Here is a 21,875-nt window from a genome sequence, read left to right on the forward strand (position 1 = left end):
TGGCAAAGCTCGCCGAACCGGTGGCCGATGGCCTGGTTGAGCTGCACGACGATGCGCTGGTCCTCTTACCGCAAGGGCAGCTGATGATGCGCAACGTCGCCATGGCCTTCGACGCCTATCTCGGCGGCGAGCAGCGCGGTCGTTTTTCGCGCACGGTCTGACCTCGCCAACGACGTCACAGCAGGCGGCGTCTAGCCGCCTGCTGTAGCTGGTGAGGCTTCCGCTGATCACCGGGCAATTGCCAAACGCCGCTCAAACTGTATAAATAGCCAGTCTTTGAGCGGGCCGCGCGCGCCCCAGCTGCAGCGGATGTGCAATGCGTCAGGCCCTGGAAAATCCCTTCTACTACCTCGAAAACTTCCGACAGGTTCTGGCCTGGGTGAGCCGTCACCACAGTGACCTGCTGGATGAAACCGAGCTGGCATTTATCGAGCGTTTCGCCCTGTTGCCGCAGCCTTCCCAGGCGCTGCTGGTGCGCATGGTGATGCGCAAGGGCATGCTGTTTCGAGCAAGCAAGCTGCACTATCCGGAGATTGGCTGCTCGCGTCGCGCGGTAGAGCCATTGATCGATCAGGGGTGGGTCGATGCGTCTTCGGCGCTGACGCTCGAGCAGCTGTTCGCTTTGCTGACCAAAGGCGAGCTGCTGCAGGTGTTCGGGTCGTCTGCATCAGCCAGCCTGCGCAAGGCCGAGCTGCTGGATAAGCTGCGCGCCGACCACCAGATGGCCAAGCCGTTTCAGGCGTGGTGCGGCCAGATCGAAGACGCGGTATTTGCGTTATGCATCGACGAGCTCTGTGAGCGCCTGCGTTTGCTGTTCTTCGGCAACATCCATCAGGACTGGTCCGAGTTCGTTCTGGCCGACCTCGGCATCTACCGTTACGAGCAGGTCGTCTTCTCGCCCAGCTCCCGCGCCTTCAACTGCCGCACCGAGCTGGATGCCTATCTGCATCTGCATCGTTGCCGCGAGCGTTTCGATACCGGCGAGCCATTGAGCGACGTGCTGGCCGACGTGCCCGATGAGCCCTATGCCAACGCCTGGCTGGAAAGCCGCCGCGGCAAGCTGCTGCTGAGCATCGGCCAGCAGTTCGAACGCATCGGTGACCTGCCGGAAGCCCTGCGCCTGCATGCCTCCAATAGCTATCCCGGTGCCCGCGAGCGCGCGATTCGCGTGCTCGAACGCTGTGGCCAGCCTGCAGCAGCGCTGGAGCTGCTGGATCAGGCGCAGGCTGCGCCGCAGAGTGAGCACGAACTGCAGCAACTGCAGCGAATCAAGCCGCGCCTGCAGCGCAGCCTGGGTATCCCTACGCTGCGCTCACTCAACCGCAAGCCGGAGCAGCTCGACCTGATCCTGCCCCGGGCCGGCTGTAGCGTCGAGCATGCGGTGCGCGAGCACCTGTCGATACCAGACGCGCCGGTCTACTACGTCGAGAATGCCCTGGTCGGCTCGTTGTTCGGCTTGCTTTGCTGGGACGCGATCTTCGCACCGTTGCCCGGTGCGTTCTTCCACCCTTTCCACTGGGCGCCGGCCGATCTGAATCGTGCGGATTTTCATCAACGGCGTGCCGACCTGTTTGCCGCATGCCTGGCCTGTCTCGACAGTGACGACTACCGCGACTGCATCTGGCGCACCTTCCAGGCAAAGCTCGGCATTCATAACGCGTTCGTTGCCTGGGGGCTGCTCGACGAGGAGCTGTTGACCCATGCCCTGACGTGCATTCCCGCCGCGCATCTGAAGCTGATGTTCCAGCGCATCCTCGCCGATGTTTGCGGCAATCGCACTGGCCTACCGGACCTCATCCAGCTGTGGCCCGAAGAACGCCGCTACCGGATGATCGAGGTGAAAGGCCCGGGCGACCGCCTGCAGGACAACCAGAAGCGCTGGATCGATTACGCCCATCAGCACGGTCTGCCGATTGCGGTCTGCCATGTGCAATGGGCTGAGGTCATGGCGTGAGCTATCGGGTCGCGGTGCGCGCGCTCTGCGAATTCACCGCCAAGGTCGGCGATCTGGACCTGCGCTTCACACCATCGCCCACCGCGCTGGAAGGCATCGCCGGCCACGCCCAGGTCAGCGCCAGGCGCGGCGAGGGCTACGAACGTGAAGTGGCTCTGGAGGGCCAATACGGAAAACTCATGGTGCGCGGCCGCGCCGATGGCTACGACCCGGCGCGGAACCGCCTGGAAGAAATCAAAACCTTCCGCGGGGATCTGGAACGTCAGCCGGCCAACCATCAGCAATTGCACTGGGCGCAGGCGAAGATCTACGGCTGGCTGATGTGTCAGACGCGCCAGCTCGACGAGGTCGAGCTGGCACTGGTCTATTTCGACGTCGCCAGCCACAAGGAAACCCTCTTCGTCGAACGCCACGGAGCACGGAGCCTGCGCCTTTTTTTCGAAACCCAGTGTCAGGCGTTTCTCGACTGGGCCGAACAGGAACTGGCCCATCGCGACGCGCGCAATCAGGCGCTCACCGCGCTGGGTTTTCCTCATGCCGATTTCCGCACCGGCCAGCGGCAACTCGCCGAGGCGGTGTACAAGGCAGCCTGTACCGGCACCACGCTCATGGCGCAAGCGCCGACCGGTATCGGCAAGACCCTGGGCACGCTGTTTCCGCAGCTCAAGGCGTTTCCCGGCCAGCAGCTCGACAAGCTGTTCTTTCTCGCTGCCAAGACCTCCGGCCGCCGCCTGGCGCTGGATGCACTGCAAACGCTACAGCGCAACGGCGCGGGTGAATTGCGTGTGCTCGAGTTGATCGCACGTGACAAGGCCTGCGAGCACCCGGACAAGGCCTGTCACGGCGAATCCTGCCCGTTGGCGAAGGGTTTCTATGATCGTTTGCCCGCGGCCCGAGCAGCGGCATTGCAGCACAGCATGCTCGACCAAGCGGCCCTGCGAGAGGTCGCCCTCGCCCATCAGGTCTGCCCCTATTACCTCAGCCAGGAGCTGGCGCGCTGGGCGGACGCCGTGGTCGGCGACTACAACTACTATTTCGACATCAGCGCCCAGCTCTACGGCCTGACGCTCAACAATGACTGGCGTATCAGCGTGCTGGTGGACGAAGCGCACAACCTGCTCGAACGCGCGCGCGGCATGTACAGCGCCGAGCTCGATCAGCGGGTCTTTGCCGGTCTCGGCGGCAAGGCGCCGGCGCCCTTGAAACGCCCGCTGGGTCGGGTACAGCGCTGCTGGAACGACCTGCATCGCGAGCAGCTGGCGAATTATCAGGTGCAGCCCGAGCTGCCGCTCAAGCTGCTCGGCGCGCTGCAACAGGCCGTCAGCGCCGTCACCGATTACCTTGGCGAACAGCCCGGCGGGCTGGATGCAGAGCTGCAACGGGCCTATTTCGATGCCATGCATTTCTGCCGGATCGCCGAACTGTTCGGCGAGCATTCGTTGTTCGATATCAGCCTGTTACCCGCAACTGGCCGCGGCAAGACCAAGCGTTCGATGCTGTGCCTGCGCAATGTGGTTCCAGCGCCCTTCCTCGCGCCACGGTTAGAACAGGCTCGTTCGACGGTGCTGTTCTCGGCCACGCTGAACCCGCGCCGGTTCCATGCCGATATGTTGGGCCTGCCCACGGGTAGCGCCTGGATCGAGGTCGAATCGCCATTCCAGGCCGATCAGCTGCGGGTATGCCTGGCCGAGCATGTCTCGACCCGCTATCAGCACCGCCAGGCCTCGCTGGGTGCCGTGGTTGCGCTCATCGCCCAGCAATATCGCGAGCGCGCCGGCAACTACCTGGCGTTCTTCAGCAGCTTTGATTACCTGCAACAGGTGACCGCCCTGCTGCGCGAGCAGTATCCGGACGTGCCCTTCTGGGAGCAGACTCGCGGCATGCAGGAAGCGGCCCGCAGTGCATTTCTCGACCGATTCACCGAACACAGCAAGGGCGTCGGTTTTGCGGTGCTCGGCGGCGCATTCGCCGAAGGCATCGACCTGCCAGGCAACCGCTTGATTGGCGCTTTTATCGCCACCCTCGGCCTGCCACAGGTCAATCCGGTCAACGAGCAGTTCAAGGCACGCCTTGAGCAGCTATTCGGCCGCGGCCTGGGTTACGACTACACCTACCTCTACCCCGGGCTGCAGAAAGTCGTGCAGGCTGCGGGGCGGGTTATCCGCACACAGAGCGATGAAGGCGTCGTGCACCTGATCGACGACCGTTTCGGCCGGTCGCAGATACGCCGCCTGCTGCCGAGCTGGTGGCAGCTTTCGCCAGTTTCCAGCGACTGAGGCCACGCAACGGCGCCGTTCGGGTTGCGTGGTGTCCGGAGGCTCGCTATAGTCCTGCGCCGCCGACTCCCCATCGGCGCACTGCTACGCAGCCTCCGCCCGGATGGCGAAATTGGTATACGCAAGGGACTTAAAATCCCTCATCCGAAAGGGTATGCGGGTTCGACCCCCGCTCCGGGCACCAGTCTTTACGCGGCTTTCAGCCTTCCAGCTTCGCAGTGTCATTTGCGCATTGCTGATCTTTTGCAATTGACGCGAGCACTCCCGTCACCACCGTAACGCTTGGCAAACTCCTTACCCACCGAACGCAATGACCAGCCTGGTTGTTGGCTGAGTTCATATCGAACTTGCCGGCACTCGCACTGTTGCCGTTATCAGTATCCAGAAAGATAGCGTGTGCATAATTGTGTCTACAGACACATAAGATGCTATGCTGAGTCCATGGAATTAACCGAGCAATTGCCATGACTGCGACTCTTCAGGCACCCGCGTTTACCAAAGACCAGTGCGCCGCCGGCCTTCGAACTGCGGTGAACGTTCTCGAAAAATGGCAGGCGTCTACCGAACAGGCCTGTCGGATACTGCGTATCTCCCGCAGTACTCACGCACGGGCCAAACTCCGCAATGCAGATTGGTCGGTCAGTCTGGACCCCGACCAGATGCAGCGCGTCAGTTTCATTCTCAACATCCACGCAGCACTTCGGCTGATCTTCGATAACCCGGAAAACACTTACGGCTTTCCGGCAATGCCCAATCACAACGAATTCTTCAACGGGCGATCGCCACTGGAGGTAATGGCTCAGGGGGACATGATTTCCCTGTACGAGTCGTTCCGTCGTATCGACAGCCTGCGAGGCGCGCAGTGGTAGTGCCAAAAGGGCTTCCCGTGCGGGCCGATGCCCGTTGTCAGGCCTATCGGCTGGTGAACTCCAAGTATCCCCCCATCGATTTGTTCGATGACGTAGCCGACGCCGAGGAATTTGAAATCCTCTATCAGTTGCAGGCGCTGACAAACCCGAGATTGCACAACGAAACTGGCCGCCTCGAGCTGATTCCTCGGTCAGAAATACCATTCGGCATTCCGGGCTGCTCCTACGCTACGGCGCCGTTCACCCACGTGAATCCAGCCGGCTCTCGTTTCAGCGATGGCAGCTACGGCGTGTTGTATCTGGCCGACAGCATGGAAACGGCACTGGCCGAGGTGCGGTATCACCAGGAGCACTACTGGTCGAATGTCGTAGGCTTGAACTTCGAGCGGTTCGTTTTCCGCGGGTTGTCATGTCAATTCAACGAGGCCGGGCTGCTGGATGCCACGAGCGTGTCGATGTCGGATCCGATCTACGACGCGGATGATTACTTCCAGTCCCGCCAGTTCGGTCGCCTCGCCAGGCAAGAGGGATTCCCCGGGTTGCGGTATCACTCGGTACGTAGCCCAGGCCGGCACTGCTGGGCACTCATGACGCCGCGGCGCGTACTGTCCATCGTTCAGACCGCACACTACGAGATGATCTGGAACGCTGGCATCACCAGCGTCAGCGCGATCACCGAAGTCTGATGCTGGCGCGTTAGCCGTCTTCTCCTCCCTGCACCGGCCATCCGATTGCGCCGTGCTGCCAAACCGCTGTAACAATCATCGCGCATCGTCTGCTCATGGACTCCCCATGGCGCAAGGACGCTCCACCGAACTCACGACGTGAGGACGCGAACATGAGCAAGCGATCACTCGAAGAACTGGTTACCCGATCGGATATCAGTGCACTCCAGCCCATGGTGCATTGGCGCCGCGGGCGTCGTAACGGTCATGACAAGGCCGGGCCGAACGCTGCCGCACTGATTCAGCGCGCCGCACATGATATCGGCATGCTGAGAACCGCCGTACACAGCTAGCTAAGCTCGACTCCTGTCAGGCCTCGCGAACGGGTCGCAAGGCCTGTTCCAGAGCTTTTCTGTGGCCTTGACGGCTGTCAATGGCAAAAATAGTAAGCAGCCTATCTTTCGCTCCGATGTCAACCAAGGAGCGACACATGAAGAACCTGCATCCCCATCATCTGACCCCCTACCTGCTGAGCGCTGGCCTGTTATGCAGTCCGGCGGTTTTCGCTCAGGAAACCTTCAGCAGCTTGTTCACCGACGCGAAACCGATTCTGGATGTGCGCTATCGCTACGAGCACGTCGATCAGGACAACGCACTTGAGCACGCCAACGCCCAGACGCTGCGCACCCGCGTCGGCTTTCAGACCGGCAAGTGGTACGGCCTGTCGGCTCTGGTCGAGGCAGACAACGTAAGCCGCCTGGGTGATGCCGCCTACAACAGCACACGCAACGGCCAGACCGATTACTCCGTGGTAGCCGACCCCGACGGCAGCGAGATCAACCAGGCGCTGTTGCGCTACGACCACGCGTTCGGCAACGCCATTGCCGGCCGTCAGCGCATCAATCTGGACAACCAGCGCTTCGTCGGTGGCGTCGATTGGCGGCAGAGCGAACAAACCTACGACGGTGTGCTGGGCCAGCTGCAACCGCTCGACAAGCTGACCCTGACTTACGCCTACATCAACAACATCAACACGACCTTCGGCCCGGGCGACAACCGTTTCGACAATCGCGCCAACCCGGCCAATATCGAAGGCCACAGCCATCTGTTCAACGCCCGCTACGCTCACTCACCGGCGCTGACGGCCACCGCCTACAGCTATCTGCTGGGACTGGACAACATCGCCACTGCACCCGCCGCTGCGCTCGGCACCCTGTCCAGCAAGACCACAGGTCTGCGTCTGAACGGTGCCCTCCACGGCATCAGCTATGCGCTTGAATATGCACGCCAGCAGGACTACGCCGACAATCCACAGGAGCTGAGCAGCGAGTACTACCTGGCCGAACTTGGCTACGCCCTCAAGGGTGCGACTCTTAAAGCGGGCGTGGAAGTACTGGGCGGCGACTCGGGGCCGGGCAATCGCGCCTTCCAGACGCCGTTGGCCACCAAGCACGCCTTTCAGGGCTGGGCCGACACCTTCCTGCTGACGCCCGCGGACGGTGTGCAGGACGTTTACCTGGGGGGCACACTACCGCTCTTGGGCGGCACGCTGCAGGCCTGGTACCACGACTTCCGCGCCGAGCGTGGTAGCGAGCAGTACGGGGAAGAGATCAACATCGCTTACAGCCGCGCCATCCCGCTGGTCAAAGGGCTGGTCGCAACGGTCAAGTACGCCGGCTACGACGCGGACGACTATTCGGTGGATACCGAGAAACTTTGGGCACAGCTGCAGTACAGCTACTAAGCGATACGGGTCGGGCGTTCGCGCCCGACCTTCCCTACTCAGCTATCGCGTGTGACGAGGCAGGCGCAGGGAGATAATCGCGGCGAGCAGCACGAAAAGTGACGATACCCACAGGCAAGCCTGCAACCCATAGGCCTGGAACACCCAACCGGAGAGCAGGGTTCCGATCAACCGACCCATGGCGTTGGACATGTAATAGAACCCCACGTCCAGCGAAACGCCGTCTTCCTTGGCGTAGCTGACGATCAGATAGCTGTGCAGCGAGGAATTCACTGCGAACAGCGCACCGAACAGCAGCAGCCCGCCGATCAGCACCCATTGCGGCGATGCATCAGTTGTCAGGCCCACAGCGATTGCCGCCGGTAGCGCCGCCAGCAGCGCGGCCCAGATGAAGGCCGCACGTCCATCCGGTACCTTGCCGCTGCGCTTGCCGGTAATGGCCGGCGCTATCGACTGGACGATGCCATAGCCGATGATCCAGCAGGCCAGAAAGCCGCCGACCATCCAGAAATTCCAGCCGAAGACGGTGCTCAGGTACACCGGTAGCGCGATGACGAACCAGACATCGCGAGCCCCGAAGAGAAACAGCCGCGCGGCCGACAGTACGTTGATTGCCTGGCTTTTGGAGAGGATGTCCTTGAACTTCGGTTTGGCCTTCGCCTTGCCAAGATCCTTTTTCAACAGCACCAGGCTGCCGATCCAGATCACGGCTAGCACCGCAGCCATCGCCAGGACCGCGCCGCCGAATCCCAGCAGCGTCAGCAGTGCGCCACCAAGGAAAAATCCCACGCCCTTGAGGGCATTCTTCGAGCCGGTGAGGATGGCCACCCACTTGTACAGCGTGCCCTGCTGGCTGTCGGGTACCAGGAGCTTGATCGAGCTCTTGGCCGACATCTTGTTCAGATCCTTGGCGATACCGGACAACGCCTGCGCACCCATCACCCAAGGCACCGTCAGCCACGCCGCTGGCACGGTGAGCATCAGCAGCGCCACCACCTGCATCGCCAGGCCAAGGTTCATCGTCCGGTTCAGGCCGAGTCGAGCGCCGAGATAGCCGCCAACCAGATTGGTGACAACACCAAACACCTCGTAGAACAGGAACAGCGCCGCGATCTGCAGTGGCGTGTAGCCCAACGAATGGAAATGCAGCACCACCAGCATGCGCAGCGCGCCGTCGGTGAGCGTGAACGCCCAGTAGTTACCGGTGACGATCAGGTACTGGCGCACCTCGGGGGACAGTCTGGCAAAGGCTTGCATGGTCGGTTCCGGATTGATTGAGCAGGTGTACTGCGCAGCTAGATTGGCGATGGCGTGGCATGCCGAGAAACAAGGTCGGGGATTCGAGTCACGGATTTGCCGTAGGGTGGGCTCCAGCCCACCCTACCTGCCCTTCTTCCATAGCCCGCACCGCTCTCAGCGAACGCCTCTCAGCGGCATCTCACCCTGCCAGCCCCACCATGCGCGCCAGTTCCACGGTGCGGTTGGCGTAGCCCCATTCGTTGTCGTACCAGGCGTAGATCTTCACCTGAGTGCCGTTGACCACCATGGTCGACAGCGCATCGATGATCGACGAGCGCGGGTCGGTGCGGTAGTCGATGGAAACCAGCGGCCGCTCCTCATACCCGAGGATGCCCTTCAGCTCGCCCTCTGCCGCGGCTTTGAGCAGCTGGTTCACCTCAGCGGCATCGGTAGCGCGCTCCACTTCGAACACGCAATCGGTCAGCGAGGCATTGGCCAGCGGCACGCGCACGGCATGGCCGTTCAGCTTGCCGCGCAGCTCCGGGAAGATTTCAGCGATCGCCGTGGCCGAGCCGGTAGTCGTGGGAATCAGGCTCATGCCCGAGGCCCGAGCGCGGCGCAGGTCCTTGTGCGGCTGATCGAGAATGCTCTGGGTATTGGTCAGGTCATGGATGGTGGTGATCGAACCGTGGCGGATGTCGAGCTGCTCATGGATCACCTTGACCACCGGCGCCAGGCAGTTGGTGGTGCAGGATGCCGCGGTGACGATGCGATGCTGCGCCGGATCGAACAGACTATCGTTGACGCCCATGACGATGTTCAGTGCACCCGGCTCCTTCACCGGCGCGCTGACCACGACGCGTTTGACGCCCTGCTCCAGATATTGCTGCAGCACGGCAACGGTCTTCATCTTGCCGCTGGCCTCGATGACCAGATCGCAGCCCGACCAGTCGGTTTCGCTGATCGCCTTGTTGGCGCTGACCTTTACCCGCTGACCGTCGATCACCAGACAGTCGCCATCGGATCCCGCTTCGTGTTGCCAGCGACCGTGAATGGAGTCGAAGTTCAGCAGGTGCGCATGGGTGGCCGCGTCCCCTGCCGGATCGTTGATCTGCACGAAGTCCAGCTCCGGCCAATCCCATGCCGCGCGCAGTGCCAGACGTCCGCTGCGGCCGAAGCCGTTGATGCCAACTTTGATGCTCATGGATGACTCGCTTTTAAAAGGTGAATCAGGAAGTTCGTGGCGCAAACATGATGATCGCCATGCCCAGCATCGCCACGGCGCAGCCAAGCAGGTCCCACCAGGTCGGGCGAACGCCATCGACCAGCCACAGCCAGACCAGCGCCACGCCGACATACACGCCGCCGTACGCCGCATACACGCGCCCGGCGGCGGTGGGATGCAGCGACAGCAGCCAGGCGAACAGCGCGAGGGAAAGCGCAGCTGGCAGCAGCAACCAGATACTCTTGCCCTGTTTCAGCCAGAGGTATGGCAGATAGCAGCCGACGATCTCCGCTATCGCGGTAATGACGAACAGGCCAAGGGTTTTCAGCATGCGAAGCCCGTCATGCGCCGAAGCGTTCGATCCAGCCGACATGGGCCGGATGCTGGATAGCCTTGGGGCGCAACGCCTGGACGCTGGCGACGGCAGTCGCGCGCGGCACGTCGCGGTCTATCAGGATGCGCGCTGCGATCAGGCCCGTACGACCGGAGCCGCCCTTGCAGTGAATGGCGATGCGCTTGCCGGCATCCAGCAGCTCATTGATCCGATCCGCCGACTGTTCCCAAGCCTGGTCGAAGTCCGCCAGCGGCACCTGTTCGTCAGCCACCGGCAGGTGAAACCACTCGAGGCCGCGCTCGACGCAGAGCTGCGCCAGCTGCGTCGCTTCGTTGCGCGCCAGCTCTTCAGCAGGCATCAGGGTGATCAGCGCGTCAGCGCCGGCCGCTTGCAGGGTAGCCAGCGCCTCGTCGACGCTGGTGCCCTTGCTGCCGGGGCACGGTGTGAAGATCAGCTGACCGGCGCTGCCGGGTACATCGAGGATGTCGTAGGGATGGGACACGCGGGCGATTCCTGAAAGTCAGATGGAGCGTTGATTGACGCGACGGGACAGCGCTTCGGCCGACTCCTTGCGTTCCGAATAGCGATCGACCAGGTAGTCGGCCCGACCGCGCACCAGCAGGGTGAACTTGATCAGCTCCTCCATCACATCCACCACGCGGTCGTAGTAGGCCGAGGGCTTCATCCGGCCGGCGTCGTCGAATTCGAGAAAGGCCTTGGCCACCGAGGACTGGTTCGGGATGGTGATCATGCGCATCCAGCGGCCCAGCACGCGCATCTGGTTCAGCGCGTTGAACGACTGAGAGCCTCCACTGACCTGCATGATCGCCAGCGTCTTGCCCTGGGTCGGCCGCACCGCGCCCATGGCCAGCGGCACCCAGTCGATCTGCGCCTTGAACACCGCGCTCATCGAGCCGTGACGCTCCGGCGAACACCACACCTGACCTTCCGACCACTGCATCAGCTCGCGCAGCTCCTGCACCTTCGGATGGCTGTCCGGTGCATCGTCCGGCAGCGGCAATCCGGACGGATTGAAGATGCGCGTCTCGGCACCGAAACGCTCGAGCAGGCGCGCAGCTTCCTGTACCAGCAGACGACTGTAGGAACGCTCCCGGTTAGAGCCATAGAGCAGCAGGACGCGTGGCCTGTGTTCTGGACCTGCCGGCAGAGCAAGCTTGTCAAGGTCAGGCATATCCAGCAGATCTGGGTCGATATTGGGCAGATCGTCGTTCATTAGGCATGTCCTGCTAAGTTCAAAGTGTGCCGATGCGCGCCAGCTCGGTTCTCAGCGTAGCGGCATCCAGTTGAGCGAGCGGTAGCGCGAGAAACGCGGTGAAACGTAGCTTGAGCCTGACCAGCGTGGCATCGAACGCCGCTTTTATTTCCTCGGGGCTACCGACGCTCTCGGAAGGATCGACAAGCCCCCAGTGCGCTTTGGTGGCCGGCCCGAAATACACCGGACACGCTTCGCCAGCGGCCTTGTCGCAGACGGTAATGACGAAGTCGGGATTCAGCGCCTGATGCGCGTCGCTGCTCTTGCTATACAAGCCATCAGCCGCAATGCCGGCCCGCGCCAGCGCCTCAAGCGTCAGTGGATTGATCTCGCCTCTTGGCTCGCTGCCGGCGCTGAACGCGCGCATGCCGGCCGGCGCGAGATGGTTAAACAGCGCCTCGGCCAGAATGCTGCGGCAGCTGTTGGCGGTGCAGAGAAAGAGAATCTTCATGGTCGTTCTTGATTCAGGCGCATGAGCTGGCGCGCTCTGGGCGGTTGCGCATACTTTCGAGGCGCTGCACGTTATCGCCCAGCCAATTCTTGTTAGCGGCCAGGATCGGCTGCAGCATGTCGGTCACCCAGTCAGGCAGGTGCGGGTGGAGTCGGTAGTAGACCCATTGGCCCTGACGGCGGTCTTCCAGAATTCCGCATCCGCGCAGCAGCGCCAGATGCCGCGAGATCTTTGGCTGGCTCTCATCCAGCGCACAGGTCAGCTCGCAGACACACAATTCGCCTTCGCGGGCGACGAGCAACGCGATCCGCACGCGAGTCTCGTCTGCCAGGCATTTGAATACAGTGGTAGGTGTCAGGTGCTCGACCATTGATATCTTCTCAGCGCTTGTTCTTGACCAACACGAACATCTTGATCCGCTCATGTATCTCGTGAAGCGTGTGCCGGTAGGCATCCGGTTGGTCGCTGGTGGCAGGGTCTTCGAAGTTCCAGGCGATGTACTCGCCCGCACCAGGCAGTGCAAGGCATTCCAACGATGACTTATCACACAGCGTGATCACGAAATCGAACGGTTGCCCTTCCACTTCCTCCAGCGATTTGCTGTGCAAACCCACTGTCGCAACGCCAAGCTGCTCGAGCGCTGCCAACGCTCGTAGATCGACCTGGGTGGGAGCGGTGCCTGCACTGAACGCCTCGAAGTGCTCCGAATCGGTATGCCGCAGCAACGCCTCGGCGAGCTGGGAGCGTGCCGAGTTGGCGACGCAGACGAACAGGACACGCGATTTGTAGGCCATGAAGCCGTTCCCCATAAGATATGCTTGGGCGAATATATTGCTTAGCGCATAAGCAAGTAAAGCGCTCTCTCGAGCTAGGCTGGCTATTTACTGGGCGCTGTCGAAGGCGAGTTTGTTGCGCCGGAACAAGAGGCGTATATTCCGCATCGCATATATTTATTCGAACGAATATCCGCCTTCACGGGAGCCGCTTGATGACAGCACCCAATGTTCTCGATGTCATCATCATTGGCGCAGGACAGTCCGCCCTGACGACTGCGTACTTTCTGCGCCGCGCGTCGCTGTCCTATCTGCTGTTGGATGAACAGCCCAGTCCCGGCGGCGCATGGCTGCACGCCTGGGAGTCGCTGAGACTGTTCTCACCCGCCGCCTGGAGCTCGATTGCCGGCTGGCCGATGCCTGCTCCGGTCGAGCCGGGCAATCCCACGCGCAGCGATGTTATCGATTATTTGCGACGCTACGAAGATCGCTACCGGTTTCCCATTCAGCGATCGGTTCGAGTCGATACGATCAGCCGCCTCGACGATCTCTGGCGTGTGCAAGCAGGCGATCAGCATTGGCTGGCTCGCGCAGTCATCAGTGCGACGGGCACCTGGAGCAAGCCTTTCGTTCCGCCTTATGAAGGGCGCGAGCTTTTTCAGGGTGCGCAGATTCACTCAGCTCACTACCGTGACCCTGGTCCCTTCGCAGGTAAACGGGTGATGGTGGTAGGTGGTGGCAACTCCGGCGCGCAGGTCCTCGCCGAGTTATCCAGAGTCAGCGAGACACGCTGGGTCACTCAGGAGCCACCTGCGTTTCTGCCCGACGATGTCGACGGCCGCGTGCTGTTCGAGCGCGCCACCGCGCGCTGGAAGGCGCAGCAGGATGGACGCAGCATCGACGAGCCGGCCGGCGGCTTCGGTGACATCGTCATGGTGCCGCCGGTGCGCGAAGCTCGCGAGCGCGGCGTTCTGGTGGCCGAGCGCCCCTTCGCGCGCTTCACCGAAACGGGAGTCGAGTGGGCGGATGGGCGTCGTGAGGACCTGGACGCGGTGATCTGGTGCACAGGTTTCCGCCCGGCACTGGATCATCTTCGTGAACTCGGCATCATCGAGGCCGATGGCAAAGTACAGGTAGAAGGAACCCGTGTCGTGAAGCAACCCAATCTCTGGCTGGTGGGCTACGGCGACTGGACCGGCATGGCATCTGCCACGCTGATCGGCGTCACTCGCACGGCGCGAAGTACCGTCGATGAGGTCGTTCAGGCACTTGCCGCAACGTCCCCGCAGCGCCCCTAGCAACCACCGATGCAATCCCGATCATCATGCGAAAAGGTGTAATTAGCGATGTCCAGTCAATGTGAAGTGGCCGGGAAGAAAGCGGCCGGCGTCCCGCTCGGATTCTTCGAGCGTTATCTGACGCTCTGGGTCTTTCTCTGCATCGTTGCCGGCACCCTCCTCGGTCTGGGACTGCCCGCTGCCGCACAAGCGGTCGGCGCGCTGGAAATCGCCCATGTGAACATTCCGGTCGGCCTGCTGATCTGGGTGATGATCATCCCGATGCTAATGAAAATCGATTTCTCGGCGCTGCGGGAGGTTTATGCACAACGGGCGAGCATGGGCATCACGCTGTTCGTCAACTGGGCGGTCAAGCCATTCACCATGGCCCTGCTCGGCTGGGTATTCATAAAACATGTCTTCGCGCCGTGGCTCCCGGCTTCCGAGCTCGATAGCTACATGGCTGGCCTGATCCTCCTGGGCGCCGCACCCTGCACGGCGATGGTTTTCGTCTGGAGCAATCTCTGCAACGGCAACGCCAATTTCACCCTGACCCAGGTGGCGCTGAACGACGTGGTAATGGTGTTTGCCTTTGCGCCAATCGTCGCCCTGCTGCTCGGCGTGTCGTCGATTCCAGTGCCCTGGGATACCCTGTTGCTCTCGGTAGTGATGTACATCGTCATTCCGCTGGCCATCGCCCAGTTCATTCGCGGCCGGCTGATGAAGCGCGGTGAGCCGGCCTTTCAGGCGGCACTGGCGAAGGTGCAGCCATTTTCCATCGTGGCGTTGCTGGCGACCCTCGTCCTGCTGTTCTCCTTCCAGGGCGAAGCGATCGTGGCCCAGCCGTTGATCATCGCCATGCTCGCGGTACCGATCCTGCTGCAAACACTATTCATCGCCGGGCTCGGCTACTGGCTCAACCGTCGCTTCCTGGTTCGCCATGATGTTGCCGGCCCATCTGCAATGATCGGTGCTTCGAATTTCTTCGAACTAGCGGTTGCCGTTGCAATCGTGCTCTATGGTTTCAATTCCGGTGCGGCCCTTGCGACTGTTGTGGGCGTGTTGATCGAGGTGCCGGTTATGCTCTGGCTGGTGCGCAGCATCAACCGCAGCCGTGACTGGTACAACCGGGCGTTGCCGGCTGATTGAGCTGGAACCACTCACCTTCGCTTGACCCTGATCAGCAGGGCGGCGCGCAGGCTGACTACCATCGATGCAGACGCCTGAGAGGACCACAGACATGGACAGCCCCGCACAAGAGCAGCCTGCCTCGACCAGTGACACACCAATTTCGCTGAGAGCGCACTTGGGTAATTTCTGGCGGCGCCATCCCACCGAAGCCAAAGTGCTGCTCGGAATGTGCGCGGCGTTCCTGCTGATCTTCTTCCTGCCGATGGGCCAGCCCCGTTTCGAAAACGCAGTACTGGAAGGCCTGCGCCTGACGCAGTGGTACGCCCGTGAACATGTGATCCTCTGCCTGCTGCCAGCCTTCGTCATCGCGGGCGCAATGGCCGTCTACATCAGCCAGGGCGCAGTGATGAAGCACCTGGGCCCGGCTTCGCCGAAGCCCGTGGCGTTCGGTGTGGCATCCATCGCCGGCACGCTGCTGGCGGTGTGCTCCTGCACCGTATTGCCGCTGTTTGGCGGCATCTACAGGCGCGGTGCCGGCTTGGGTGCAGCAATCGCCTTTCTCTATTCGGGGCCGGCGATCAACGTCATGGCCATCGTGGTCACCGCCAAGGTGCTTGGCGCCGAGCTCGGGATCGCTCGAGCCGTTGGTGCCATCGTGTTCGCCTTGGTAATCGGCGCCATCATGCACCTGCTCTACCGCCGCGAGGAGGCTGCACGTGCGGCCAAAAGTGCCCGCGGTTTCGCCGGTGACGACGACGGGCACCCGCTCGGCGACATCGTCGCCTTGTTCAGCTTGATGATCGGCATTCTGGTATTCGCCAACTGGGCCAGCGCGGAGAACTCGGCCTGGATGGCCGTGCATGCCTGGAAGTGGCCGATCACCGCAACCCTCGCCATCTTGCTGGCGTCATTGCTGGTGCGTCGCTGGAACTGGTCGGTACGACCGTTGTTCATGATTGGCGCGCTGGTCGCTGCGAGCGCTCTGCTTGCGCCTCAATGGCCAGAGCTTGCCATGGTCATAGGCATCGCGGGGTTGATGCTACAGGCCAGTCGCCAGAACGCAGCAAGCCAGGAATGGGTCGGTCAGAGCTGGGACTTCACCAAACAGATCATGCCGTTACTGCTTGGCGGGGTGCTGATCGCCGGCATGCTGCTCGGCCGCCCCGGCCACGAAGGGCTGATTCCCAGCGAGTGGGTCGTCTGGGCTGTGGGCGACAACAGCTTCACGTCCACCCTCCTCGCCTCGGTCCTCGGCGCCTTCATGTATTTTTCTACCCTGACCGAAGTACCCATCGTGGAAGGTCTGTTGGGCGCAGGAATGGGCAAGGGCCCGGCACTGGCAATCCTTCTGGCGGGGCCTGCGTTGTCGCTACCGAACATGCTGGTGATTCGTACCGTGCTCGGCACGCAGAAAACGATCGTGTACTGCTCGCTGGTAGTGGTCATGGCCACGCTCAGCGGCTATCTCTATGGCCAACTGATGTGAGGACGACAATGAAACTGACTGTTTATGGGTCTGGCTGCGCCAAGTGCCAACAGCTTTCCGCCAACGCCGAAGCTGCCGCGCGGCGACTCGGCCTGGAGTTCGAGGTCGAGAAAGTCACCGACGTAAACGCCATCATCGACGCGGGCGTCATGCGCACCCCTGCGCTCGCAGTTGATGAGGATATTGTCGTGGAGGGCAAGGTGCCAAGCAGCGATGAGCTTGAGCAGCTGCTGGGCTGAGTGATCTCGTCGCAATGCTGCAATGCGGCACGACTGTCGATCGGAACCGTTCTGTGCAGTTCACGGCCTGATAGTTGAACTGTCAGGAGGAGCGAGAAGTGTCCGATTCGATGACGTACCTGGCCATAGCGGTCGCGGTAGCGCTGATAGCCGCGAATCTGCTTGCGATCATCAGCGTCTTCAAAAGTGAGCGAACCGTAGGCGCAAAGGCGCTTTGGGCAATCGGTATTGCCGTCTTCCCGATACTGGGACTGCTGTTCTGGCTGTTGGTCGGCTTGCGCCGGGCGCGCTGATCAGGGCTTCAGCCCCAACAGATACAGCGCTTTGCCCAGCACCCTTACCGAATCGGCATGTTTGCCAGCCTGATGCAGCTGCTCGCCCTCAGCACGCAACTCACGAACTTGCTGCAGCGTAGCGGCATCCTTGGGCGGATTGGTTTCGAGCTGCTCATCAATCTTGGCCATGTCCATGGGACAGTGCATCGCCAGCAGCGGCGTGCTGAACAGGACGGCAAGGGTAAAAGCTGTGAGGCGTCGCATGGCTGTTCTCCTCGCGCGAAAGGCGCTCTCGAAGTATAGATAGCCTTTACGGAGTCGCTCGTTGCCAAACTAATTGGCGTATCAAGATGCTTGGCTTTTAGCCGCGCAAAAGAAAAAGCCCCAAGCAACTAGTTGCTTGGGGCTTTTCAATATGGAGGCCGATGTCGGAATCGAACCGGCGTACACGGATTTGCAATCCGCTGCATAACCACTCTGCCAACCGGCCTCAAAACGAAGGCGCCGCATTATTACTGCGGCGCGATCTTAAAAACTGGAGCGGGAAACGAGACTCGAACTCGCGACCCCGACCTTGGCAAGGTCGTGCTCTACCAACTGAGCTATTCCCGCGTTGTCTTGGTGACGGGCGCCATTCTATACGATCGAATGCTGCCGTCAACCCCTTGATTAAAAAAGTTTTTATTTCTTTTCTGAGGTGCTCAGGTGCGGCCAGGCAGCCATCAGGTAATTGATCATCGACCAAAGCGTCAGCCCCGCCGCCACGATCAACAGCGCATAACCCAGCCCGACCCAGATTGTTGGCTGCGGCGGATTGGCCAGCAGGATCACCAGCGCGACCATCTGCGCAGCGGTCTTCCACTTGCCCAGGTTCGACACCGCCACCTGCGCGCGAGCGCCCAGCTCGGCCATCCATTCGCGCAATGCCGAGACGACGATCTCCCGACCGATGATGATTGCTGCCGGCAATGTCAGCCAGAGGTTCGAATGCTCTTCGACCAGTAACACCAGCGCTACAGCGACCATCAGCTTGTCGGCCACCGGATCGAGAAAGGCACCGAACGGCGTGCTTTGCTCGAGACGGCGCGCCAGGTAGCCATCGAGCCAGTCGGTCAGCGCGGCCACGGTGAATACTGCACTCGCGGCCATATAGCTCCAGTAGAACGGGAGGTAGAACAGCAGAATGAAGATGGGTATCAGCAGTACGCGTAGAACGGTGAGCAGGTTCGGGATATTCATCGGTACCACTGATCGGCGGAATTCAGGGACAGTTTACTCACTGTGCAGGGCGGCATAAATCGACTCGGCAAGCTTTTTACTGATGCCGGGTGCCTTGGCGATCTCGTCGAGGCTGGCTCTGCACAGTTCCTGAAGACCGCCGAAATGCGTAAGCAGTTCGCGACGGCGCTTCGGTCCGATGCCAGGGACACCTTCGAGCGTCGATGTTCGCCGCGCTTTTCCGCGTCTGGCACGGTGGCCGGTAATGGCGAAACGGTGCGCCTCGTCGCGCACCTGCTGGATCAGGTGCAGCGCCGCCGAGTCTGCGGGAAGCGTGAACTCGTGAGCCGCATCGTTGAGGTAAAGGGTTTCCAGCCCCGGCTTGCGCGTCACACCCTTGGCCACGCCGAGCAGGATCAGATCCGGCACGGCCAGTTCTTCGAGCACTTCACGCGCCATGTTCAGCTGGCCCTTGCCGCCATCGACCAGCAGGATGTCCGGTAGCTTGCCCTCGCCCTCCGCTGCCTTGCGGAAACGCCGGGACAGCGCCTGGTGCATCGCCGCATAGTCATCGCCCGCGGTAACACCCTCGATGTTGTAGCGTCGATAGTCCGACTTCAGCGGTCCCTCCGGCCCGAAGACCACGCAGGACGCCACCGTCGCCTCGCCGCTGGAATGGCTGATGTCGAAGCATTCCAGGCGCATCGGCGGTTCGTCGAGTTCCAGCGCTTCGGCCAGCGCGTCGAACCGTGCGGACAGATGCTGACGATTGGCCAGGCGTGCAGCCATCGCCTGTTCCGCGTTGGTCAGCGCCAGCTGCTGCCAGCGCGCACGCGTGCCACGTACGCGATGGGTAATGGTCAGATCGAAGCTGCGCAGCTCGGCGATGGCACTGATCAGCGTCGGAAAGTCCTCGTGCACGGCGTTGACGATCAGCTCTCCCGGCAGATCGCGTTCGGCGGCGCCCAGGTAGTACTGCTCGAGAAACGCCTGCAGCACCTCGGCGACACTTTCCTCGATAGCCACCTGCGGGAAGAAATTCTTGCTCCCCAGCACCCGGCCGCCACGCACGGTGATCAGGTGAACGCAGGCGCCGCCCGGGCTGACCACCGCGGCGACAATATCCACGTCGCCAGTGCCGCCCTCCATGCTCTGCTGATCCTGCACGCGACGCAGGATGCCGATCTGATCGCGAATCTCGGCGGCACGCTCGAAATCGAGGTTCATCGCCGCCTTTTCCATATTGCGTGACAGCTCTTCGGCCAGCGCATTGCTACGGCCTTCGAGGAACATGACCGAATGTCGTACGTCCTCGGCGTATTCCTCCGGCTCGACCAGATTTACGCACGGCGCCTTGCAGCGCTTGATCTGGTACTGCAGGCAGGGACGTGTGCGGTTGCGGTAGTAGCTGTCTTCGCATTGGCGTACGAAGAAGGCCTTCTGCAGCAGGCTAAGGCTTTCGCGGATCGCGCCAGCGCTCGGATAGGGGCCGAAGTAGCGTCCCGGCTCCTTCTTCGCACCCCGGTGAATACTCAGTCGTGGAAACTCACCGGCCGAGAGGAACACATAGGGATAGGACTTATCGTCCCGCAGCAGGATGTTGTAAGGCGGTCGCCATTGTTTGATCAGGGTCTGCTCGAGCAGCAGCGCCTCGGTCTCGTTGGCGGTGATGGTGGTTTCGACCTGCGCGATCTTGGCCACCAGGGCGGCGGTCTTCGGCGCCTGGCCCGTCTTGCGGAAATAGCTGGCCAGACGCTTCTTGAGATTCTTGGCCTTGCCGACGTAGAGCAGTTTGGCCTGCGCGTCGAACATGCGGTAGACGCCCGGCCGGCCGCTGCAGGCGGCCAGGAACGCCGATGGGTCGAAGGTTTCGCTCATCAGTTGACGGTGTCGACCATCCCGTGGCGAACCGCCAGCAGGGCAAGCTCGACATCACTGGTAATCGACAGCTTTTCGAAGATGCGATAACGGTAGGTGTTGACTGTTTTCGGCGAGAGACAGAGCTTGTCGGAGATGCTTTGCACCTTCTGGCAGTTGGCGATCATCAATGCGATCTGGATTTCCCGCTCCGAGAGCAGATCGAATGGCGATTCGCTGAGCTGCGGCTGGAAGGATTTGAGCGCCAGTTGCTGGGCGATCTGCGGGCTGATGTAGCGCTGACCACCGAATACCATGCGAATGGCCTGCACCATTTCTTCCAGCGCCGCACCTTTGGTCAGATAACCCGCCGCGCCAGCCTGCAGGAGGCGCGTCGGGAAAGGGTCTTCTTCACATATGGTCACAGCGATGACCTTCAGATCGGGGTAGCTGCGCAGCAGCTTGCGGGTCGCCTCGAGGCCACCGATGCCCGGCATCTTGACGTCCATCAGCACCACATCAGGCTTCAGTTCCCGCGCCTTGCGGATGGCGTCTTCGCCGGAATCCGCCTGGCCTATCACCTGAAGACCGGAGATGTCCGCCAGCATGCGACTGATGCCCGTGCGAACCAGATCGTGGTCATCGACCACCAGCACCCTAATCAAGCAGACACCTCATTGACCGTACTAAAAGCTGGCTGGCTGCTCGCTTTTTCAGGAGCGAACTCTATCAAAAAAATCATCGGCCTGGCCGATCACGACGCAGGTAACTGATCGAGATCATAAGTCCATCCCCTCTGCCGACGAATTGCATGCTGAACGCCGATGAACGGCCAAAGTCACAAACCAGATGGCCACTTCCCTGGATTTCCCATGCTTACCCTGATCGCCGCACTGGTGCTGACGGCCACTCACATGCTGGCCGGCAGACTGAGCAAACTCCACCAGTTACCGCGTAGCCGCTGGCTATCCGCAGCCGGCGGCGTCGCCGTTGCCTATGTCTTCGTCCACCTGCTCCCCGAGCTGGCCGATGGGCAGAGGGTGATGGAGGATAGCGGGTTCCACCCGCTGCGCTACCTGGAACACCATGCCTATCTGCTGGCACTGGTCGGCCTGGTCTGCTTCTACGGGTTCGAGCGGCTGATCAAGCAGCACCGCGACGAGCGGCCTGAAGGCGCACCTTCCCACGCGGGCGTGTTCTGGCTGCACATAGGTGCGTTTGCCGGTTACAACGCACTGATCGGCCATATCCTCGCCAACCGTGATTCCGGCCAGGCGCTGGAACTGGTCTGGTACACCGTGGCCATGTCGCTGCACTTCATGGTCAACGATGTGGCCCTTCAGCATGATCACCAAGACCTGTTTGCCCGACGCGGCCGCTGGATCCTGGCGGGGTCAACCCTGATCGGCTGGGCGTTCGGCTCGGTCATCGAGCTCTCGGAGCTGGGTGTGTCGGCCGTAACCGCCTTCATCGCCGGCGCGATCATCCTCAACGTCCTGAAGGAGGAGCTGCCGACGGAAAGGAACAGCCGATTCGGTGCATTTCTGCTCGGGTCGCTCGGCTACTCCTTGCTCCTATTGTTGATGTAG

The 21,875-nt window shown here is 61.6% G+C and carries 24 protein-coding genes, 3 tRNA genes and 1 pseudogene; 14 read left to right on the forward strand and 14 right to left on the reverse strand.

The features are described 5' to 3' along the window. The 8 genes and pseudogenes from RT582_RS17050 to RT582_RS17085 all read left to right on the forward strand — a co-directional run. A pseudogene (locus RT582_RS17050) lies at positions 1-161 on the forward strand (oxygen-independent coproporphyrinogen III oxidase); the annotation flags it as partial. 155 nt (positions 162-316) lie between these two features. Continuing rightward, positions 317-1,954, forward strand: coding sequence for a VRR-NUC domain-containing protein (locus tag RT582_RS17055; RefSeq protein ID WP_313478732.1), 1,638 nt, complete (start codon positions 317-319; stop codon positions 1,952-1,954). Next, positions 1,951-4,230, forward strand: a complete 2,280-nt coding sequence (locus RT582_RS17060) for an ATP-dependent DNA helicase (protein ID WP_313478734.1) — start codon at positions 1,951-1,953, stop codon at positions 4,228-4,230. Before RT582_RS17055 ends, RT582_RS17060 begins: the two co-directional genes overlap by 4 nt. A gap of 97 nt (positions 4,231-4,327) precedes the next feature. Then, positions 4,328-4,414 (forward strand) — tRNA-Leu (locus tag RT582_RS17065). Between the two features lie 280 nt (positions 4,415-4,694). After that, complete coding sequence (locus RT582_RS17070; protein ID WP_044314453.1) at positions 4,695-5,099, forward strand: hypothetical protein; 405 nt, start codon at positions 4,695-4,697, stop codon at positions 5,097-5,099. Then, a complete protein-coding gene (locus RT582_RS17075) occupies positions 5,099-5,785 on the forward strand; it encodes an RES family NAD+ phosphorylase (protein WP_023446601.1) in 687 nt (228 codons plus the stop codon). Before RT582_RS17070 ends, RT582_RS17075 begins: the two co-directional genes overlap by 1 nt. Before the next feature lie 152 nt (positions 5,786-5,937). Continuing rightward, entirely contained in the window at positions 5,938-6,117 is a 180-nt protein-coding gene (locus RT582_RS17080) for a hypothetical protein (RefSeq protein WP_014820245.1), read from the forward strand. A gap of 137 nt (positions 6,118-6,254) precedes the next feature. After that, positions 6,255-7,508, forward strand: coding sequence for an alginate export family protein (locus RT582_RS17085; protein ID WP_046621724.1), 1,254 nt, complete (start codon positions 6,255-6,257; stop codon positions 7,506-7,508). 42 nt (positions 7,509-7,550) lie between these two features. Here the strand turns inward: RT582_RS17085 and arsJ are convergent, their stop codons facing one another. The 8 genes from arsJ to RT582_RS17125 form a co-directional block, all read right to left on the reverse strand. Continuing rightward, a complete protein-coding gene (gene arsJ, locus RT582_RS17090) occupies positions 7,551-8,765 on the reverse strand; it encodes an organoarsenical effux MFS transporter ArsJ (RefSeq protein ID WP_101275729.1) in 1,215 nt (404 codons plus the stop codon). 181 nt (positions 8,766-8,946) lie between these two features. After that, on the reverse strand, positions 8,947-9,951 hold the full coding sequence (locus RT582_RS17095) for an ArsJ-associated glyceraldehyde-3-phosphate dehydrogenase (RefSeq protein WP_313478740.1): 1,005 nt from the start codon (positions 9,949-9,951) through the stop codon (positions 8,947-8,949). A gap of 25 nt (positions 9,952-9,976) precedes the next feature. Next, positions 9,977-10,303 (reverse strand): YnfA family protein, encoded by a 327-nt coding sequence (locus tag RT582_RS17100; RefSeq protein WP_313478743.1) that lies wholly within the window; start codon positions 10,301-10,303, stop codon positions 9,977-9,979. 10 nt (positions 10,304-10,313) lie between these two features. Continuing rightward, positions 10,314-10,808 carry a cyclin-dependent kinase inhibitor 3 family protein gene (locus RT582_RS17105; RefSeq protein WP_230357283.1) on the reverse strand — a complete coding sequence of 165 codons (495 nt, stop codon included), beginning with the start codon at positions 10,806-10,808 and terminating at the stop codon, positions 10,314-10,316. 18 nt (positions 10,809-10,826) lie between these two features. Beyond that, positions 10,827-11,540 carry an arsenical resistance protein ArsH gene (gene arsH / locus RT582_RS17110; protein ID WP_313226195.1) on the reverse strand — a complete coding sequence of 238 codons (714 nt, stop codon included), beginning with the start codon at positions 11,538-11,540 and terminating at the stop codon, positions 10,827-10,829. A 19-nt stretch (positions 11,541-11,559) separates the two neighbouring features. Next, the gene (locus tag RT582_RS17115) at positions 11,560-12,030 is read right to left on the reverse strand and encodes an arsenate reductase ArsC (protein ID WP_313408886.1); all 471 of its coding nucleotides are present in this window, start codon (positions 12,028-12,030) and stop codon (positions 11,560-11,562) included. Between the two features lie 13 nt (positions 12,031-12,043). Then, complete coding sequence (locus tag RT582_RS17120) at positions 12,044-12,400, reverse strand: metalloregulator ArsR/SmtB family transcription factor (RefSeq protein WP_014820252.1); 357 nt, start codon at positions 12,398-12,400, stop codon at positions 12,044-12,046. A gap of 10 nt (positions 12,401-12,410) precedes the next feature. Then, positions 12,411-12,824, reverse strand: coding sequence for an arsenate reductase ArsC (locus tag RT582_RS17125; protein ID WP_014820253.1), 414 nt, complete (start codon positions 12,822-12,824; stop codon positions 12,411-12,413). 194 nt (positions 12,825-13,018) lie between these two features. On the opposite strand from RT582_RS17125, the gene RT582_RS17130 reads away from it, so the two are divergent. The 5 genes from RT582_RS17130 to RT582_RS17150 all read left to right on the forward strand — a co-directional run bounded on the left by RT582_RS17130 (position 13,019) and on the right by RT582_RS17150 (position 17,229). Beyond that, positions 13,019-14,101, forward strand: a complete 1,083-nt coding sequence (locus RT582_RS17130) for an ArsO family NAD(P)H-dependent flavin-containing monooxygenase (protein ID WP_313478746.1) — start codon at positions 13,019-13,021, stop codon at positions 14,099-14,101. A gap of 48 nt (positions 14,102-14,149) precedes the next feature. Next, the gene (gene arsB, locus RT582_RS17135; RefSeq protein ID WP_014820255.1) at positions 14,150-15,229 is read left to right on the forward strand and encodes an ACR3 family arsenite efflux transporter; all 1,080 of its coding nucleotides are present in this window, start codon (positions 14,150-14,152) and stop codon (positions 15,227-15,229) included. Between the two features lie 157 nt (positions 15,230-15,386). Next, entirely contained in the window at positions 15,387-16,697 is a 1,311-nt protein-coding gene (locus RT582_RS17140) for a permease (protein WP_023446609.1), read from the forward strand. Between the two features lie 8 nt (positions 16,698-16,705). Next, the gene (locus RT582_RS17145) at positions 16,706-16,936 is read left to right on the forward strand and encodes a thioredoxin family protein (RefSeq protein WP_090520184.1); all 231 of its coding nucleotides are present in this window, start codon (positions 16,706-16,708) and stop codon (positions 16,934-16,936) included. Positions 16,937-17,046: 110 nt separating this feature from the next. Beyond that, entirely contained in the window at positions 17,047-17,229 is a 183-nt protein-coding gene (locus RT582_RS17150) for a PLD nuclease N-terminal domain-containing protein (protein ID WP_226686719.1), read from the forward strand. Here RT582_RS17150 and RT582_RS17155 read toward each other — a convergent pair whose 3' ends face one another. From RT582_RS17155 to gacA, 6 genes are all read right to left on the reverse strand, one after another. Continuing rightward, positions 17,230-17,475, reverse strand: a complete 246-nt coding sequence (locus RT582_RS17155; RefSeq protein ID WP_014820259.1) for a hypothetical protein — start codon at positions 17,473-17,475, stop codon at positions 17,230-17,232. A 152-nt stretch (positions 17,476-17,627) separates the two neighbouring features. Then, positions 17,628-17,701, reverse strand: a tRNA-Cys gene (locus RT582_RS17160). 46 nt (positions 17,702-17,747) lie between these two features. Further along, a tRNA-Gly gene (locus RT582_RS17165) sits at positions 17,748-17,823 on the reverse strand. Positions 17,824-17,892: 69 nt separating this feature from the next. Further along, positions 17,893-18,450: a CDP-diacylglycerol--glycerol-3-phosphate 3-phosphatidyltransferase gene (pgsA, locus tag RT582_RS17170; RefSeq protein ID WP_014820260.1), complete on the reverse strand. Its 558-nt coding sequence runs from the start codon at positions 18,448-18,450 to the stop codon at positions 17,893-17,895. Positions 18,451-18,483: 33 nt separating this feature from the next. Next, a complete protein-coding gene (uvrC, locus tag RT582_RS17175) occupies positions 18,484-20,307 on the reverse strand; it encodes an excinuclease ABC subunit UvrC (RefSeq protein ID WP_313478751.1) in 1,824 nt (607 codons plus the stop codon). After that, positions 20,307-20,951 (reverse strand): response regulator transcription factor GacA, encoded by a 645-nt coding sequence (gene gacA, locus RT582_RS17180; protein ID WP_003284948.1) that lies wholly within the window; start codon positions 20,949-20,951, stop codon positions 20,307-20,309. The genes uvrC and gacA overlap by 1 nt, the downstream gene beginning before the upstream one ends. Positions 20,952-21,158: 207 nt before the next feature. Here gacA and RT582_RS17185 point away from each other — a divergent pair, with 207 nt between their 5' ends. Further along, on the forward strand, positions 21,159-21,875 hold the full coding sequence (locus tag RT582_RS17185; RefSeq protein WP_313478754.1) for a hypothetical protein: 717 nt from the start codon (positions 21,159-21,161) through the stop codon (positions 21,873-21,875).

Origin of the sequence: Stutzerimonas kunmingensis (assembly GCF_032106285.1) — a bacterium.
GTDB classification, from domain to species: Bacteria; Pseudomonadota; Gammaproteobacteria; order Pseudomonadales; family Pseudomonadaceae; genus Stutzerimonas; species Stutzerimonas kunmingensis_B.